Below are 17,291 nucleotides of genomic sequence, written 5' to 3'. Positions count from 1 at the left end.
CTGGAGCATGTGATTTTCGGTTGAGCCGGCCACTGCGCAGGCTCGCTTCACCTCTCGCGCTTGCGGGAGGGAGCGCCGTGTCTTTGCCGTGCCTTCATGATGCGATTCGATCCAGTCGCATCATGATCCAATGCGAGATGCGCGCCCGGATTGCGCCGCGGCGCGCTACTCCGCCGCCACCATCTGCTGGGTGCGCCATTGTCCGAGTAGGGCGCGGAGCGAGGCGGGTTTCACCGGCTTGTTCAGCACCGCGATGTTTTCCTCGCGCGCGGCGGCGCGCACCGCAGGGCTGCGGTCGGCGGTGATCAGGATCGCCGGAATGCCGTCGCCGAAGCGGCGGCGGATCTCGCGGATCGCGGCGACGCCGTTGCCGCGGTCGAGATGGTAGTCGACCAGGACGCCGGTGACGCGGCCACCGGCGGCCTCGATCGCGCTGATCGCGCCGTCGGCGTCGAGCACCGCGATCACCTCGGCGTCCCACGCCGTCAGCAGCGTCTTCATGCCGTCGAGGATGGCGGGATCGTTCTCGATGCAGACAATCAGCGAGCCGCTCATCGGCGTCTTCGACAGCGGCGTCGCGGTGGTGACGGCCGCAGTATGGTTGACCGCGGTCGCGACCGGCACGGTGACCGAGAACGCCGAGCCGCCGCTGACATTGGCCGAGATCGCGATGCGGTGGTTGAGCACCCGCGCCAGCCGCTCGACGATCGACAGGCCGAGGCCGAGGCCGCGGGCGATCCGGGCGCCCTGCTCGAGGCGGTGGAACTCCTTGAAGATCTCGCCGCGCTTCTGCACGGGAATGCCGACGCCGGTGTCGAAGATGCTGATCTGGAGCGTGGTGCCGCGGCGGCGGCAGCCGATCAAGACGCGGCCGCGCGGGGTATATTTGATCGCGTTGGAGATGAAGTTCTGCAGCAGCCGGCGCAGCAGCGAGCGGTCGGATTCGACCGGCAGCGAGCACGGCACGAAGCGCAGGTCGAGGCCCTTGTCGCGGGCGATCGGCATGAACTCGATCTCCAGCGAGCGCATCAGGTCGGCCATCCGGAAGCTCGTGATCGCCGGCGTCATGGCGCCGGCATCGAGCCTGGAAATGTCGAGCAGCGCGCCCAGGATGTCCTCGATCGCCTCGAGTGAGTCGTCGATGTTCTCGACCAGGCGCGAATCCTCGCCGCCGTTCTGGCGCTCGACCAGGCTCGTGACGTAGAGGCGCGCCGCATTGAGCGGCTGCAGGATGTCGTGGCTGGCGGCCGCAAGGAAGCGTGTCTTCGAGGCGTTGGCGTCTTCCGCGATGCCCTTGGCGAGCGCGAGCTCCGAATTCAGCCGCGTCAGCTCCTCGGTGCGGTCGCGCACCCGCTTTTCCAGCGTCGCGTTGGCGCGCTCCAGCGCCTCCGCCGCCTCGAAGCTCGGCGTGACGTCGGAGAAGGTGATGACGAGCCCGCCGCCCGGCATGCGGTTGGCACGCACCTCGATCACCAGATGGCGGTCGGTGAAGCGTTCCAGATAAGGCTCGCCCTCGGTGGTGTAGGCGCGCAGGCGGGCCTGCAGCAGGCTGTCGCCGTCGCCGGACGCAGGCGGACTGATCGCGCCCATGAATTCGAGGATTTCGGACAGCGGGATGCCGAGCTGCACCAGATGCTGCGGCAGCCCCAGCAATTCGGAGAACTGGCGGTTGGAACAGATCAGCTGCAGATCGGCGTCGAACACCGCGATGCCCTGGCGCACGTGATTGAGCGCGGTCTGCAGGATCTCGCGGTTGAAGTGCAGGGCGGCGTGGGAGTCGTCGAGCAGTTTCAGCGCGGCCTTGGCCGACACCGTGCGCCGTTGCAGCAGCAGCGACATCACAAGGCGCGAGGACGCGGCCCCGATCGAGGAGGCGATCAACCGCTCGGCATGCTGCAGCAACTCGAAATCGGCCGGAGCCGACGCCAGCAGCACGATGTTGCGGTCGACGGCGAAGGAGGCGAAGGCCTCGCGGGTGCGGTCGGGGCCGAGATATTGCGTCACCGTGCTCTGGATATCCTCCACCGTCACCGTGGTGCGCCAGCGCCGGAAGCTGGGCGCGATCGGGGCCAGCGCGTTGGGCACGAACACGTCGGCCTGCAACAACTCGATCGAGGACGGCGCGCGCGCCAGCGAGAACAGCACATAGGTGAGGATGTTGAGCGCAAGGCTCCACAGCACGCCGTGCAGCAGCGGCGGCAGGTCGGCGCCGAACAGCGCCTGCGGCCGCAACGCCTCGATCCCGAACGGCCCGTGCTGCAGCAGCATCAGGCCGGTGGTCGAGGTTTCCAGGAAGCTCGGGATGAACAGCGTGTAGAGCCACGTCGCGAAGCCGACCAGCATGCCCGCCATGGCGCCGCGTGCGGTGGCTCTGCGCCAGAACAGGCCGCCGAAGAACGCCGGCGCCAGCTGGGTGATCGCGGCAAACGACAGCAGGCCGATCGCGACCAGCTGGGTGTTGCCGAGCGCGCGATAGTAGAAATACGCCAGCACCATGATGGCGAAGATCGAGAAGCGGCGCGCCTTCAGCAGGAAATCGCCAAAGTCCTTCTGGCCGGCGCTGGCGTCGTCGCTGCGCGGCAAGACCAGCGGCAGCACGATGTCGTTGGAGACCATGATCGACAGCGCGACGCATTCGACGATCACCATCGCGGTCGCCGCCGACAGCCCGCCGACGAACACGGCGAGGCTGAGCAATTGCGAATTGCCCTCGATCGGCAGCGCCAGCACGAACATGTCGGCATCGACCGCGCCGAACGGGAAGATGACGAGGCCGGCGATCGCGATCGGAATCACGAACAGGTTGATGGCGATGAGGTAGAGCGGGAACAGCCAGCGCGCCCGGGTGACTTCGGCGGGCGTCGAATTCTCCACCACGCTGACATGGAACTGGCGGGGCAGCAGCATGACCGCGCAGAACGACAGCAGCGTCATGATCAGGAAATTGCCGATCGACGGCACATATTCGATCGCGCGCACCGCCTCCGGCGTCTTCAGGGCGCGCTCGTAGAGCTCGACCGGCGAGAACATCCAGAAGGTGACGAATGCGCCGGCGGCGATGAAGGCGACCAGCTTGACGATGGACTCGGCCGCGATCGCCAGGATCAGGCCGTGCTGGTGCTCGGTCGCGTCGGTGTGGCGGGTGCCGAACAGCACCGCGAACACCGCCATCGCCAGCGTGACCATCAGCGCGATGTCGCCGATCACGGGGATTTTCGAGAACGCCTGGTCCTCGCTCAGGATGGTCTCCAGCGACGCCGCCACCGCCTTGAGCTGCAGCGCGATGTAGGGCACCGAGCCGATGATCGCGATCAGTGCCACGGTCGCCGCCACCGCCTGGCTCTTGCCGTAGCGCGCGGCGATGAAGTCGGCGATCGAGGTGATGTTCTGCGACTTGGCGAGCGCGATCACCCGGCGCAGCAGCGGCGTGCACAATCCGACCATCACGATCGGGCCGACATAGATCGCCAGGAAGTCGATGCTGGTGCGGGTGGCGAAGCCGACCGAGCCGAAGAAGGTCCAGGAGGTGCAGTAGATCGCCAGCGACAGCGGATAGATCCACTGGCTGGCGCGGCCGCGCTCGCCCGGCGAGCTGCGGTCGCCGCGGCTGGCAATGAAGAACAACAATCCGATGTAGGCGAACGCCGTGGCGATTACGCCCCAGTCGTGCAGCATCGCTGCTCATCTCCTGTCCCGGCCGCTGGGGAAGGGCCGGTTGTCAGGATTATAACGCAAAGGACCGGCCGCGCGATGCACGGCCGGCCCAAATTCGGGGTCGGAAGCGGATAGGGTTACTCGGCGGCCAGCGACTTCTGGTGCAGGGGCAGGCCGAGCCGGTCCCAGACCTGGAGCAGCGCCTCGGCCAGCGCGTCGATCAGGCCGTCGTCATGGTAGGGCGAGGGCGTGATGCGCAGCCGCTCGGTGCCCTTGGCGACCGTCGGATAGTTGATCGGCTGGATGTAGATGCCGTGGTCCTCGAGCAGCAGGTCGGAGGCCCGCTTGCACTTCTCGGGATCGCCGACGAACAGCGGCACGATATGGGTGTCGCTCGACATGACCGGCAGGCCGGCGGCGGTCAGGATCGCCTTGGTGCGGGCGGCACGGTCCTGGTGGCGCTCGCGCTCCCAGTTCGAGGTCTTCAGGTGCCGGATCGCAGCCGTCGCGGCCGAGCAGATCGCCGGCGGCAGTGCGGTGGTGAAGATGAAGCCCGGCGCATAGGAGCGCACCGCGTCGATGACCTCGGCGCGGCCCGCGATGTAGCCGCCGAGGCAGCCAAAGGCTTTTGCCAGCGTGCCCTCGACGATATCGATCCGGTGCATCGCGCCGTCGCGCTCGGCGATGCCGCCGCCACGCGGGCCGTACATGCCGACCGCATGCACTTCGTCGAGATAGGTCATGGCGCCGTATTGCTCGGCGAGATCGCAGATCTTGCCGAGCGGTGCGACGTCGCCGTCCATCGAATAAAGGCTCTCGCAGACGATCAGCTTCGGCCGGTCGGGACCGGCGGCGATCAAGAGCTCCTCGAGATGCGCGACGTCGTTGTGGCGGAATATCTGGCGTTCGCAGCCGGCCTGGCGCACGCCTTCGATCATCGAATTGTGGTTCAGCGCGTCCGACAGGATCAGGCAGTTCGGGATCAGCTTGGCGAGCGTCGAGATGCCGGTCTGGTTCGAGACATAGCCCGAGGTAAACAGCAGCGAGGCTTCCTTGCCGTGGAGGTCGGCGAGTTCCGCCTCGAGCTGCACCAGCGGATGATGGGTGCCCGCGATGTTGCGGGTGCCGCCGGCGCCGGTGCCGACCCGGGTCGCGGTCTCGACCATGGCACCGACCACCTTGGGATGCTGGCCCATGCCGAGATAGTCGTTGGAGCACCAGATCACGACGTTGCGGCTGCCCTTCGGCGAATGCCAGGTGGCGTGCGGGAAGCGGCCCGCGATCCGTTCGAGGTCGGCAAACACCCGGTAGCGCCGCTCGTCGTGCAGGCGGTTGAGGGCGGTATTGAAGAACTGGCTGTAATCCATCGGCAAACCCAGAAAGCGGAACCTGACCGGAACGACTGCTTCTTCTTAGAGCTTTTCCAGCTCTAATGTCCATGCATTGACCCACATCTGGGCATGCGTCGCAGTTGGGCAAATTGCCCTAGCCGGGGCCGTTCGGCTCGATTTCGGTCAAATCGCCGGGCGATGCCTTGCCGCCCGGCCGGGTTCAGGTGGTCTTGAAGCGCAGCATGCCGTCGGCGTGCATTTCGGCCGTCAGGCGGCCCTCGACCAGCATGTAATTGACATGGGCGACCAGCTCACCGGCGGCGAAGCCCATCTGGTGCTCGTCCAGCACGTGCTTGTGGAACACCACGGGCACCAGCTCCTTGGAGGTCTGCGGCACCTCGCGGCAGGCCTCGGCGATCAGCCGGCAGCGCTCCTCATGGTGATCGGCGAGCTGCTTGATCCGGGTCTTCAGCCCGTAGAACGGCACGCCGTGGCCCGGCAGCACCATCACGTCGTAGGGCAGGGTGGTGGTCAGGCTTGCCAGCGAGGCCAGATATTCGCCGAGCGAGTTCTGCTCCGGCTCGACCGCCCAGACGCTGACATTGGGCGAGATCTTGCTGAGCACCTGGTCGGCGGACAGGAACAGCTTGTCGGCCGCGCAATACAGCATCACCTGGTCGAGCGCGTGGCCGCCGCCGGTGATCACCTTGAAGCGCCGCGTGCCGATCACGACCTCGTCGCCATGGGTGAGGCGGTGATAGGACGGCGGCAGCACCGACACGCGCTTCAGATAGTCCTGGCCACGGCCGAGCAGCTTCTCGGTGAGGTCCTCGTCCATGCCGTGGCGGCGGAAGAACAGCCGCTGCGCGTTGCGCCGCTCCTCGGTGCCGCGGTTCTGGTGATAGACCGACTGCAGATATTCCACCTGCGACATGAACAGCGGGCAGCCGAAGCGCTCGGTGATCCAGCCGGCGAGACCGACATGGTCGGGATGCGAATGCGTCACGATCAGGCGGGTGACCTTGACGTGTTTCAGCGGCCCCTCGAACAGCGTGGTCCAGGCCGCGATCGATTCCTCATTGCCGAAGCCGGCATCCACCATGGTCCAGCCGTCGCCGTCGGCGAGCAGATAGATGTTCACATGGTTGAGGCGGAACGGCAGCTTCAGCCGCGCCCACAGCACGCCGGGAGCCACCTCCACGACCTGGTCGTGGCCGGGATGGTTCTCCCAAGGGTATCGCAGTGCCTCCGCCGAGGAGTGCACGGGGTCGGTCTTCGTATGCATGCTACCGGCTTAGCGGCACACGGGCCGCCGCGCCAGCCGAAAAATCAGATAGTCGTCCGGAGAATGGGACGAGAAATCGCCGGAATTCCGTAGATGGGGTAACGGGCCGGCCGCCCGCTCGCTACGGCGCAATTTGGAAGCGCGCTCGCGAGCGGCCTGTTGGTTGGAAGGCGGTCGTCCCTCAAACTGATGGTGTTCAACGGAGTCGGGCAAGCCCGCTCCAAGCATCATTAAGGGACGACCATGTACCACTATGCAGGAATTGACGTGTCTTTGGAATGCTCGAGCGTTTGCCTTGTCGATGGGACAGGCAAGATTTTGCGCGAGACGAAGGTTGCGAGCGAGCCGGCGGCGCTGATCGCCTGGTTCCGGTCGCTGGGTCTGGTACTGGAACGGATCGGGCTGGAGGCAGGCCCCTTGTCGCAATGGCTGTATGCGGGTCTGCGAGACGCAGGGCTTGCGGTCGAGCTGCTGGAAACGCGGCACGTTCGCGAAGCCTTCAAGTCGATGCCGGTGAAGACGGACCGCAACGATGCCCGCCGGATCGCGCAGTTGATGCGGCTCGGCTGGTTCCGGCCGGTGCACTGCAAGTCGGTCGCGGCGCAGGAGACCCGCGCCATCCTGACGGCGCGCAAGCTGCTGCAATCCAAGCTTCGCGATGTCGAGAACAGCCTGCGCGGCATACTTCGCGGTTTTGGCCTGAAGGTCGGTGCGACCACCGAGCGCACGTTCGCCGGACGCATCCGCGAGCTCGTGACCGGCCATCCCGGACTGGAGTTGGTCGCGGCGGCGCTGCTCCAAGCCCATGCGGTGCTGCTGCGGGAGTTCAAGAGCCTGGACAAGCACACCCAGAAGCTCGCCAGGACGCATCCATCCGCCAAGCTCCTGATGACAACGCCGTCCGTTGGTCCGATCGTGGCGCTCACCTATGCCGCGGCGATCGACGACCCGAAGCGCTTCCGCTCCTCGAAGGCCACGGGAGCCCACTTTGGGCTCACCCCGAAGAAGTACCAGTCCGGTGAGACCGACTACACCGGCCGCATCAGCAAGATCGGGGATGCCTCCGTGCGCGAGGCACTCTACCAGGCAGCTCACGTCATGCTGACCAAGCCGGTCAAGAATTGCTCGGCATTGAAGAGCTGGGCGATGCGGATCGCCCGGCGCGCAGGCATGCGCAAGGCCAAGGTAGCGCTGGCTCGCAAGCTCGCCGTGATCCTGCATCGCATGCTCGCCGACACCAAACCGTTCAACCCGATGACCAAGGCCATCTAGCCAGGAGCAGCAATCGGTTCCGGGCGGGCCACGACACCAGGCTCTCCCCGAGCGAAGTCCCTCCGCTGGGACGATGGATCCGGTCAGGCCGCCATCCGGGAAGTGGCTCACGACCACGCAATCCGTAGATTGGCCGGCCGGCTCCTCAATGCACCCCATCAGGCGACGGCCTTCGCGCCGATCCCGTACAGAAGCAAGTGCCCGGCGAGTGGATGACGCGAAAAGGGATTGACTAACCAAGGCCCGTTACAGAAGCCCGGATGAAGCGAACGGTCTTGCGAATACGTGCCCGTCATTCCGGGGCGCCTCGAAGAGGCGAACCCGGAATCTCGAGGTTCCGGGTTCTATGCTTCGCATAGCCCCGGAACGACGCTGTACCTACGCCGCGCGGATGTTCGACAGGAAGCCGTCGATCTCCGAGCGCAGCACGTCGGCCTCGCGGCGCAGTGCGTCGGAGGCGCTCAGCACCTCGCCGGCGGCGGTGCCCGCCTCGGCCGACGCGGTGGACACGCCGACGATGTTGCTCGACACCTCGCTGGTGCCGCCCGCCGCATGCTGGATGTTGCGGGCGATCTCGCGGGTCGCCGCGCCCTGCTGCTCGACCGCGGCGGCGATCGCGGTGGTGACGTCGTTGATCTCGCCGATCGTGCTCGAGATGTTGCGGATCGCGGAGACGGCCGTCGTCGTCACCTCCTGCATGCTGACGATCTGCTGGCGGATTTCCTCGGTCGCCTTCGCGGTCTGGCTCGCGAGGTTCTTCACCTCGGAGGCGACCACGGCAAAGCCGCGGCCGGCCTCGCCGGCGCGCGCCGCCTCGATGGTGGCGTTGAGCGCGAGCAGATTGGTTTGCGAGGCGATGGTCTGGATCAGGTCGACCACGACGCTGATGCGTGCGGCATTGTCGGCAAGCCCCTGCATCGTGCTGTCGGTGGCGCTGGCTTCCTCCACCGCCTTGCGGGCGATCTCCGCCGAGGTCACGACTTGGCGGCCGATCTCCTGGATCGAGGACGACAGCTCCTCGGTGCCGGCCGACACCGTCTGCACGTTGACCGAGGTTTCCTCGGCGGCCGACGCGACGGCGTTGACCAGCGCGCTCGACTGGTCCGCGGTCGCCGACATGCTCTGCGCAGTCGACTGCATCGAGTTCGCCGCGGTCTGCAGGCTGCCGAGCGCGCTGCGGACGTTGGATTCGAACGTGACGATCTGCGCTTCCATGCGCGAGGCGCGCTCCGCCTTGGCGCTGCGGTCCTTGTTCTGGTTTTCCGTGAGCTCGCGGCTCTCGACCATGCTCTCGCGGAACACCTGCAGCGCGTCGGCCATGACGGCGATCTCGTCGCGCTGGCGGCTCTGCGGGATCTCGGTGTCGAGGTCGCCGTCGGACAGCAGCTGCATCGAGCGCTGCAGGCCGCGGATGCGGCGCAGGATGTTGCGTCCGACATAGAGCCAGACGAACAGGAACGAGCCGACCAGCGTCAGGGCGCCGAGGCCGATCATCACCATGGTCGCGAGCGAGATCTGCTGCCGTGCCTGGAAGGTCGAGCTGTCGGTCTCCTTCTGCACCGCGTCGACCAGCTGCTGGACGCTGATGCCGAGCCCGACATTGAGCTTGCGCGTCTCTTCCAGGATGGTCTGGCCGTAGTCGATCGCGTCGAGCTCTTTCTGGCGGATCTTGAACACGCCGGTCTTGCCTTCGCCGAGCACGAGCAGCCTCGAGGCGGTGTCGCGCACCGCAACGATCGCGGGATTGTTCGGCAGGTCCTCGAGGTTGGACTTGACGCGTTCACGCGCGGCCTTGAACTCGGCCTCGATCGCATCGAGCGTTTCGCTGGAATTGGCCGACAGCGCCGCGGTCATGTCGGCGGCCATCAGATTGCCGGCGGCGAGCACGTTGCTGATCTGGCCGACGGTGCGGGCAGCTTCAGTGGCGTCGTCCGCGGAGACTTCGGCCGCGGCGAGGATGGCGTTGAGCCGGGTCTGCGCGTCGAGCATCGCGGGACTTGCGGCGGAGACGAACGCCGCCTGCGCCTTGCGCAGTGCGTTGTACTGCTTGTCGCGCAGCGCGCCGACCTCGAGCCGCTCGCGCGCCGCCGAGATCAGGCTCTTGGTGGCCTCGTCGGTGTTCTTGACGTTCTCCTGCAATGCGCTGACCACGGATTTGTCGGCGCCGAGCTCGATGATCTCGCCGAGCTTGGCGCTGGTGAGCCGCGCGACGTCCTGCACCTTCTTGGTGCGATCGTTCAGCGCGTCCTCGCTCTGCACGGCGAGCAGGCCGGGGCCTTGCGCCGCGAGCGAAGCGCTTTGCGCGGCAAGTTGCAGGCTCGCGGCAAGCCGCGGAATGTCGCGGCCGGAGAGATCGGTCATGGTGCCGCCGAGCTGATGCAGCACGATGCCGGCGCCTGCGCTGATCACCAGCGCCATGCCTGCGATCACAGCGAACGCCGCGAACAGGCTGCCCCTGACGCCCATCTGCGGCAGATGGATACGCTTGAGATTTGGTTTGCCGAGCTTGAACCGAAACGCCATTGCCCCTGTGCCCCCTGGCCCACTACGCTTGGCCACTATCCTTGGCCACTACTCTTGGATGTTTCCCCGGCGCGGGAGTATCGGTGCGGCCGGTTAACAAAATCGGGAAAATTGCGACGATCTGCGGGATTTTTCAGGGCTGCCGCGCAGTGGCGACGTCTCGGTTCGCTGTGCGGAATCGATGCACGCGATCGGATGCAAAAAGGCCGGCGTGAGCCGGCCTTTTCCACTGTTGGTTGTGGGCGTGCTCTCAGTAGCGGCCGTAAGCAGGGCCGCCGAGGTTGCCGAGATTGAAGCGGTAGTTGAGGCCCGCCTTCACCGTGTGCTCGTCATTGTGGAAGCTGCCGACCGGCACCAGCGCGCCCGGCGCGGTGAAGCGGCTGTCGCCGAAGTCATAGTACTGGTACTCGACCTTGGCCGACCAGTTCGGCGCGAACATGTATTCGGCGCCGCCGCCGATGGTCCAGCCGTTGCTGTGGTTGTCGCTGAGCGTGAATCCGACCGGCGCGCCGCCGAGCGTCACCGTTTCGTTGTTGTCGGAATAGGCATAACCGCCCTTCACATAGATCAGGCCCGGACCCCAGGTGTAGCCGACGCGGCCGGTGATCGAGCCGATGCCGCGCTGGTTGTTGTTGTAGACGTAGCCGCCCGGGAAGATCGCGTTGAGCTGATGGCCGCCGACCCAGGAATACTGGCCTTCGAGGCCGATCACCCACATCGGCGACAGCTGCCAGTCGTAACCGGCCTGCACGCCGCCCATGAAGCGGGCGTCGGAGTCGGACAGCGCGAGGCCGTTGAAATTGTTGTTCTGGGAGAAAACGCCGCCGAGATGGCCGCCGAGATAGAAGCCGGTCCAGTTGTAGAGCGGAGCGGCGTAAACAGGCGCGGGCGCCTTCTGATAATAGCCACGGTTGAAATCGGCGGCGTTGGCGGTCGCGCCAAAGGCAGCGACGGCCGCCGCGACGGCGGCGGTTGCGAGCAGGAACTTCTTCATGGGGGCAGTCTCCGGACAAGTCATGAGGCGCAGCGTGAATGGCGCCATCCACGGCGACGGGTTAGACCGCATTTGAATAAAATGCAGTCACCGGAACGCTGCGCGGAGCGTTAAGTCGCAGCCTTTGCGGCGAAACGTTTTGTTGTGCCTAACGAACGCTTAAGGTGGAATGAAGCAAGGCTTAACGCGGTGTGCGCGGCGCGCATTTCCTGTTAACCAAGCCGTCGGTTAGAGCATGATCCGGAAAAGTGCGAAGCGGTTTTCCCTCTCGACAAACGCGGAACGCGTTTGCGCGGAGATCATGCTCAAACAAGGAGCTAAAGCGCGATGATGATTCAACCTAATGTGATCGCGCTTTAGGCCAGTCGCTTGCGCACATCGTCGCGCATCTGCTCGCGGAACGCCTGGCGGCGCGCGGCGCGATCCCTGACCGGGACGTCATGGCGATCGAACACGTCGAACTTCTCCAGGATCGGATAGTGCTCGCTCGCCATCGCCAGCACGCGCAGCACGGCGGCAACCTTCGGGGTCGGGCCGGTGACTTCCCATCTGCGCAGCTTCTCGGCACCGCCGGCGGCCGATAGCCCGCACAGCTTCGCCATATCCGCCGCCGTCAGCTTGCGGCCCAGCGCCTCGCTGAGATGTTCGCGCAGTTTCTTCAGTTCTGGGCCGGTCACGCTTGGTCCGCTCCGCGATGGCAAAATGTGAAGTGAGTCACATGAGGTGCTTGAGGCGCGGGTTATACGCCACGCAGGCGAGTTCTAAAGGAAACCATCATGCACGGCATCATCGAAAGCCTCAGCCCCGAACACGATCAGATCGATTGGAAATGGGTCGGCAGTGTGTTCGCCTTCTACGTCGTGCTGACGATCGGCGGGATGGGCGCGCTGCTGGCGCATTGATTCCAGCGCACGCGGGCGCACCGCGTGCCTGCGACTGCCATCGTTTTGCGAAGATCCTGGTGCTGCCAGACAGGATTGAACTAGCGCTTCTTGCTTTGATTTGATTGCGTTTTTTTCGGTCCAAGGATCTGAGCTCCGCTGTCTCGGCTTTTGCTTGGTCTGATTCGCGCATAAGTTGTTCCAACTTTTTTGGGCGTTGGGGGGCACATGCGGATTTTCGTAGTCGGTTTCTTATGTTTGTTTCTCGGAGCGTGCGCATACGGAGGAGGATCGTCTCAAGTTGCGCCCGGATCGCAGGTCGGCGGTGTGGGAAATATCCAGTACGATCATAAGCTACTAAATGCGAACACACACATGGTTACGGTTCATGTCGCGCCAGGAGTATTGGAGACGGAAAGCTCAATGAGTCAGCGGATGATTGTGTTCGCCAACGAATTCGCGGGGCAAACTTGTCCGAGGGGCTTCAATTTCATTGCTGACCCAAACCCTGACGTTCGAGTGAATCAACTCACTCAGCGTACCAAGGTCTACACTTTCCGCTGCACGTAGCCCCGAACGCGAAAGCGGGCTGCTTCTGTCAAAAAGCCTCTAAGCCTCGCAATGTAAGTCGGTGCGACCGGATTGAGTCATCTAAGACCAATAGCTGTTCCGTTGACCGCCCGGACCGGCGGGATAGCCTTTCACCGAATGACTAGGACCTAGAAATTATCGGGCAGGATTTTAGGCAAAGGCGGAAGCCCGGCTTAACCGCGCTGGAGTAAACCCAGTATCCCCATCGAAAGCTTTGGAGATGTCCCAAGGCGTGTAGACTTCCGGCAACTCAACCTTCTATCTATGGCTCATTGTCTTCAGCAACCAGAGGCCGCGAATGGCTATAGACCCTCAGACAGCGACGTTGCTTGCCAAATTTGCAGACAAGTTTGCCGGCCCTATTTTCGGGCTCGCGGGAAAGGCAGCCGCAAAGCTTGCTGAAACACTCACGCTAAACCTAGCGCCATACTACGAAACTACTGTCGCGCGTTGCTCAAACGTTCGAACACTAATCAGCCGGGATCAATCCATTCCCATCGATACGATATATGTCCCTACTCATCTGTCTTCCCGACACCTGATGATCGACGAAGCCGGTTTCATTGAGCGGATCCCGCGCGACAAGGCCATAATCATCTGCGGTAGTGGAGGTTCGGGCAAATCGATTTTCATGCGCCACCTGTTCTTGACTTTGGTGCACAGCCAAACCCCCGTGCTTCCCATTCTTGTTGAGCTACGTGGCATCAATGAGTTGGGTAGCTCGAAAATTCTTCCGTATGTTTATCATTCGCTAGTCTTGGGGCCAGGGGCAGTCATTTCGGAAAAGCAATTTGAGGCTGCTGTGAAATCGGGGGCGATCTATCTGATCTTGGACGGCTTTGACGAAGTGTCACCCGACCTCCGCTCATCGCTTGAAAAGGAGTTGATTGAACTTCAGCGTAACAATCCGAGCATGGTCCTAATCGTGACCAGCCGAGAGGATGAGCGCTTTTCATCATGGCAAAGCTTTACTCGATACTCAGTCTTGCCAATGGCGAAGAAGGAAGTCGTACAGTTGTTACGCAAGTTGCCGTATGAAAAAATCATACGAAACAAGTTCGCCGAGGCGGTGCGGACCTCGTTATACGACAAGCACGAAAGCTTTCTTTCGAACCCTCTTCTGGCGACTATGATGCTCATCACGTACGAGCAGTTCGCGCAGATACCGGACAAGATTCATATCTTCTACGAACAAGCATTCGAAACGCTCTTCTTTCGTCATGACACTCTAAAAGAAGCTGGCTTTGAACGTAAACGTTACGTGGACCTAGCAATCAATGAGTTCAAGAACTGCCTCTCGTCGCTCTGCATATCCACGTATGTCAAAGCCAAATTCCTGTTCACTGAAACAGAAATCCTGGATGCGATTGCGGTCGCCTGCCAATACGAAAAGCTTAATATCAAACCAGCCGACTTCCTTCGGGACCTTATTGAATCCGTTTGCATCATGCAGCGGGACGGCACATCGATAACGTTTACTCATCGCTCATTCCAAGAATACTTCAGTGCCTGCTTTATCGCTCGCAGTCCTCCGATTGATCTCGCCGACCTTCTCGACAAGCTATCGCTTCAGCCGACGGACAGCGTGATATCCATGGCGGTCGATATCAATCGTCCTCTGATCGAACGAGCTTGGGTTCTTCCCAGGCTTCGAGAGATGATGCCTGCGTTGAGAAAATTCGATGCAAAGCACCCGATTTCGTTCGCGACGGAGGTCATCGGGGATTTTGGTCTGTCGGTTATGGGCAACGAAAAGGGCAAAGAGCATACGGTGCTCAATCTGGGAGACAGCCGCATGCATAGCTTCCCACTCATGATGGAGCGGCTATACCCGGTCCAATTCAAGGGGGTATTCGACGCACTGGAGAATGAAGACTCCATTCCGGGCGAAGAAATTGGTCGACGGATCGAAGCTAGAGATCGTGAGGCCAATAATATCTCAAATCGCGAGGCCAAGAGGGCCTCTCGAGTCAGAGGATTGCCCCTCTCTCCCGAAGACGACGAATGGCTTGCGAGCACAAACGTGGGAAAGCACTTTGAGCTCTTCAGAAAGGCACTTTTAGCTGTCGCACGTCACGTAGAGAAATCGGTAAATGACGCCGAAAAGACCGGAAGAACCTTGGTGCTACTTAGGTGAAAATAGAGAAATAGCCCAGACCGACCGCTTTCGGTACCTTGTGCTTCAGCGCCGATTGTGGCCATTGCCCTCCAACGCTTGGATCTGCGCAAAATTGTTACTGTATGGTCAATGGGGGATCGGAGGCTAGCTAAGTCATTGAAAAGATGGTGCTGCCAGACAGGATTGAACTGTCGACCTCTCCATTACCAATGGAGTGCTCTACCACTGAGCTACGGCAGCATGCCCGGGAAAAATGAATCGGCCCCGAGGGCCCGTCCAAGCGGGCGGTTCTTGCCACAGGCCTCCCTTTGGCGCAAGCGAAACCGCGCCCCTGTCGCCCTTGAAATCGGCAGAAATCGACCGCCTCGCCGTTGATTCCGGCCAATCTGGCCGATTTCGGCCGGATTGGGTTCCCGATCGCGCCGAAACTATCCCGATCCGCGCTTGCCGCCGAATCATATCGCCGCAACTGGCCGACCGGGCAGGGTGCGCGGGCACCCGCCATTGGCTATGCTCGCCTCGCGCGCAGCGCGGCGGCGGTTCGAGAGTTTTGCAATGACAGGCGACCAGGACAGAGGCGGCGGGCAGGCCGGAGCCCGCGTGAAGGATTCACGACAGGATCGTCTCAAGCTCGCGCTGCGCGAAAACCTGAAGCGGCGGAAATCGCAGGCGCGCGGTCGTGACGATGCGGCCTCTTCCGAAGCCGCCCATGGTTCGCTAGATGGCGGCTCACCAGATGACGCCGGCGGAAACGAGCCGCGCCGTTAACCCGGTTCGTGCGCATTGTTATAAGGAAGCGGGTTGCCGAGATGGCTGTAGATGAGACGACGATCGATCGGCTGAGCGCAACCGCCTACGCCTTCCCGCGCCATGAGCAGACCTTTCCGACCCTGACCGCGCACGAGATCGAGCGGATGCGCCGCTTCGGCGAGCCGCGCTCATACCAGGACGGCGAGGCGCTGTTCGAGACCGGCAAGCCCGGGCCCGGCATGTTCGTGGTGCTGTCGGGCAATGTCTCGATCACCCAGCGCGACGGCCTCGGCCATGTCGCGCCGATCATCGACCAGGGACCGGGCCAGTTCCTCGCCGAGATCGGCCAGCTCTCCGGCCGCCCGGCGCTGGTCGACGGCCATGCCGATGGGGTGGTCGAGACGCTGCTGCTGCCGCCCGACCGGCTGCGCGCGCTCTTGGTTGCGGAGGCCGATCTCGGCGAACGCATCATGCGCGCGCTGATCCTGCGCCGCGTCAGCCTGATCCAGGGCGGCGCCGGCGGGCCGGTGCTGATCGGCCCCGCCTCGGTCGGCAACATGGCGTCGCTGCAGAATTTTTTGGCGCGCAACGGCCAGCCGCACCACCTCCTCGATCCCGAGACCGACAAGGATGCCGCCGACCTCGTCGCGCGCTATTCGCCGACGCGCGCCGAGCTGCCGCTGGTGGTCTGTCCCAACGGCACGGTGCTGCGCAATCCGTCCGAGACCGCGCTTGCGATGGCGCTCGGCATGATCGGCAACAGCGCGCATGAAAAACTCTACGATGTCGCCGTGGTCGGCAGCGGCCCGGCCGGGCTTGCCACCGCGGTCTATGCGGCGTCGGAAGGCCTGTCGGTTGCGGTGTTCGATTCCCGCGCCTTCGGCGGCCAGGCCGGCGCCAGCATGCGCATCGAAAACTATCTGGGCTTTCCGACCGGCATCTCCGGCCAGGCGCTGGCCGGGCGCGCCTTCAACCAGGCCCAGAAATTCGGCGCCGAGATGCTGATCCCGGTCTCGATCAAATCGCTCGACTGCACGAAAGCGTCCGGCGCATTCGTGCTCGACACCGCCTGCGGGCATACGCTGCGCGCGAAATCCGTGGTGGTCGCCAGCGGGGCGCGCTATCGCCGGCCCGAGATCGACAATCTCGATGCCTTTGAAGGCCGCGGCGTCTGGTACTGGGCCTCGCCGATCGAGGCGCGGCTCTGCGCCAACCAGGACGTCGTGCTGGTCGGCGGCGGCAACTCCGCGGGGCAGGCGGCGGTGTTCCTGTCGGCGCATGCCCGCAAGGTCAACATGATGATCCGCGGCGGCGGGCTCGGAGCCAGCATGTCGCGCTATTTGATCGAGCGCATCGAGGCGACGCCGAATATCGAATTGATGTTCAACACCGAGGTGATCGGGCTCGACGGCGCGGAGACGCTGCAGCGGGTGCGCTGGCGCAGCCGGCTCGCGCCCGACGAGTTCACCATGGATATCCGCAATCTCTTTTTGTTTGTCGGCGCCGATCCGGCGACCGGCTGGCTCGAGGGCTGCGGGGTGCAGGTCGACCGCGGCGGCTTCGTGATGACCGGCGTGCAGACCGGCGAAGGCGCGCGCGCCGTGCCGCTGCTCGAGACCACGGTGCCCGGCGTGTTCGCGGTCGGCGACGTCCGCTCCGGATCGGTCAAGCGCGTCGGCGGCGCGATCGGCGAGGGCGCTCAGGTGGTGGCCGCGCTGCACGGCTATCTCGCTGACGCGGGTGATCACACACTGTAGCAACGTCGATGCGACGCACGCAAACGTTTTCCCGTCATCCTGAGGAGCCGCGAAGCGGCGTCTCGAAGAATGAATCGGCCACAGTGTGGCCGTGCATCCTTCGAGGCTCGCAAGAGCTCGCACCTCAGGATGAC

At 63.6% G+C, this 17,291-nt stretch carries 11 protein-coding genes and 1 tRNA gene; 5 read left to right on the top strand and 7 right to left on the bottom strand.

Translation table 11 applies throughout. From position 1 onward, the window contains the following. Window positions 1–165: 165 nt before the first annotated feature. From ACVMDN_RS34000 to ACVMDN_RS33990, 3 genes are all read right to left on the bottom strand, one after another. Window positions 166–3,675 carry a PAS domain-containing hybrid sensor histidine kinase/response regulator gene (locus ACVMDN_RS34000; RefSeq protein ID WP_057019434.1) on the bottom strand — a complete coding sequence of 1,170 codons (3,510 nt, stop codon included), beginning with the start codon at window positions 3,673–3,675 and terminating at the stop codon, window positions 166–168. 116 nt (window positions 3,676–3,791) lie between these two features. Further along, entirely contained in the window at window positions 3,792–5,021 is a 1,230-nt protein-coding gene (hemA, locus tag ACVMDN_RS33995) for a 5-aminolevulinate synthase (RefSeq protein WP_076831070.1), read from the bottom strand. 184 nt (window positions 5,022–5,205) lie between these two features. After that, window positions 5,206–6,270 (bottom strand): MBL fold metallo-hydrolase, encoded by a 1,065-nt coding sequence (locus tag ACVMDN_RS33990; RefSeq protein WP_026191925.1) that lies wholly within the window; start codon window positions 6,268–6,270, stop codon window positions 5,206–5,208. A gap of 243 nt (window positions 6,271–6,513) precedes the next feature. On the opposite strand from ACVMDN_RS33990, the gene ACVMDN_RS33985 reads away from it, so the two are divergent. Further along, window positions 6,514–7,542 (top strand): IS110 family RNA-guided transposase, encoded by a 1,029-nt coding sequence (locus ACVMDN_RS33985; RefSeq protein WP_057016162.1) that lies wholly within the window; start codon window positions 6,514–6,516, stop codon window positions 7,540–7,542. A gap of 378 nt (window positions 7,543–7,920) precedes the next feature. Here the strand turns inward: ACVMDN_RS33985 and ACVMDN_RS33980 are convergent, their stop codons facing one another. The 3 genes from ACVMDN_RS33980 to ACVMDN_RS33970 all read right to left on the bottom strand — a co-directional run bounded on the left by ACVMDN_RS33980 (window position 7,921) and on the right by ACVMDN_RS33970 (window position 11,736). Beyond that, a complete protein-coding gene (locus tag ACVMDN_RS33980) occupies window positions 7,921–10,065 on the bottom strand; it encodes a methyl-accepting chemotaxis protein (protein WP_141342965.1) in 2,145 nt (714 codons plus the stop codon). A gap of 250 nt (window positions 10,066–10,315) precedes the next feature. Further along, window positions 10,316–11,059: an outer membrane protein gene (locus tag ACVMDN_RS33975; RefSeq protein ID WP_076830931.1), complete on the bottom strand. Its 744-nt coding sequence runs from the start codon at window positions 11,057–11,059 to the stop codon at window positions 10,316–10,318. A gap of 356 nt (window positions 11,060–11,415) precedes the next feature. Next, a complete protein-coding gene (locus ACVMDN_RS33970; protein WP_141342966.1) occupies window positions 11,416–11,736 on the bottom strand; it encodes a hypothetical protein in 321 nt (106 codons plus the stop codon). 99 nt (window positions 11,737–11,835) lie between these two features. Here ACVMDN_RS33970 and ACVMDN_RS33965 point away from each other — a divergent pair, with 99 nt between their 5' ends. Both ACVMDN_RS33965 and ACVMDN_RS33960 read left to right on the top strand, forming a co-directional pair. Next, window positions 11,836–11,961 carry a hypothetical protein gene (locus tag ACVMDN_RS33965; RefSeq protein ID WP_256521266.1) on the top strand — a complete coding sequence of 42 codons (126 nt, stop codon included), beginning with the start codon at window positions 11,836–11,838 and terminating at the stop codon, window positions 11,959–11,961. Window positions 11,962–12,829: 868 nt separating this feature from the next. Continuing rightward, window positions 12,830–14,668: an NACHT domain-containing protein gene (locus ACVMDN_RS33960; RefSeq protein WP_141342967.1), complete on the top strand. Its 1,839-nt coding sequence runs from the start codon at window positions 12,830–12,832 to the stop codon at window positions 14,666–14,668. A 147-nt stretch (window positions 14,669–14,815) separates the two neighbouring features. Here the strand turns inward: ACVMDN_RS33960 and ACVMDN_RS33955 are convergent. Then, window positions 14,816–14,890 (bottom strand) — tRNA-Thr (locus tag ACVMDN_RS33955). A 315-nt stretch (window positions 14,891–15,205) separates the two neighbouring features. On the opposite strand from ACVMDN_RS33955, the gene ACVMDN_RS33950 reads away from it, so the two are divergent. Both ACVMDN_RS33950 and ACVMDN_RS33945 read left to right on the top strand, forming a co-directional pair. Beyond that, window positions 15,206–15,418, top strand: a complete 213-nt coding sequence (locus ACVMDN_RS33950; RefSeq protein ID WP_194295391.1) for a hypothetical protein — start codon at window positions 15,206–15,208, stop codon at window positions 15,416–15,418. 41 nt (window positions 15,419–15,459) lie between these two features. Then, the gene (locus ACVMDN_RS33945) at window positions 15,460–17,157 is read left to right on the top strand and encodes an FAD-dependent oxidoreductase (protein ID WP_141342968.1); all 1,698 of its coding nucleotides are present in this window, start codon (window positions 15,460–15,462) and stop codon (window positions 17,155–17,157) included. Window positions 17,158–17,291: the final 134 nt, after the last annotated feature.

It is taken from the genome of Bradyrhizobium sp. USDA 4510 (genome assembly GCF_054059095.1).
This window is presented reverse-complemented; position numbering and strand designations above follow the sequence as displayed.

Coding starts and splice junctions, on each gene's coding strand:
- ACVMDN_RS33945 (WP_141342968.1), top strand. CDS start 15,460: ATGGCTGTAGATGAGACGACGATCGATCGGCTGAGCGCAACCGCCTAC.
- ACVMDN_RS33990 (WP_026191925.1), bottom strand. CDS start 6,270: ATGCATACGAAGACCGACCCCGTGCACTCCTCGGCGGAGGCACTGCGA.
- ACVMDN_RS33985 (WP_057016162.1), top strand. CDS start 6,514: ATGTACCACTATGCAGGAATTGACGTGTCTTTGGAATGCTCGAGCGTT.
- ACVMDN_RS33965 (WP_256521266.1), top strand. CDS start 11,836: ATGCACGGCATCATCGAAAGCCTCAGCCCCGAACACGATCAGATCGAT.
- ACVMDN_RS33960 (WP_141342967.1), top strand. CDS start 12,830: ATGGCTATAGACCCTCAGACAGCGACGTTGCTTGCCAAATTTGCAGAC.
- ACVMDN_RS33950 (WP_194295391.1), top strand. CDS start 15,206: ATGACAGGCGACCAGGACAGAGGCGGCGGGCAGGCCGGAGCCCGCGTG.
- ACVMDN_RS33975 (WP_076830931.1), bottom strand. CDS start 11,059: ATGAAGAAGTTCCTGCTCGCAACCGCCGCCGTCGCGGCGGCCGTCGCT.
- ACVMDN_RS33980 (WP_141342965.1), bottom strand. CDS start 10,065: ATGGCGTTTCGGTTCAAGCTCGGCAAACCAAATCTCAAGCGTATCCAT.
- hemA (WP_076831070.1), bottom strand. CDS start 5,021: ATGGATTACAGCCAGTTCTTCAATACCGCCCTCAACCGCCTGCACGAC.
- ACVMDN_RS34000 (WP_057019434.1), bottom strand. CDS start 3,675: ATGCTGCACGACTGGGGCGTAATCGCCACGGCGTTCGCCTACATCGGA.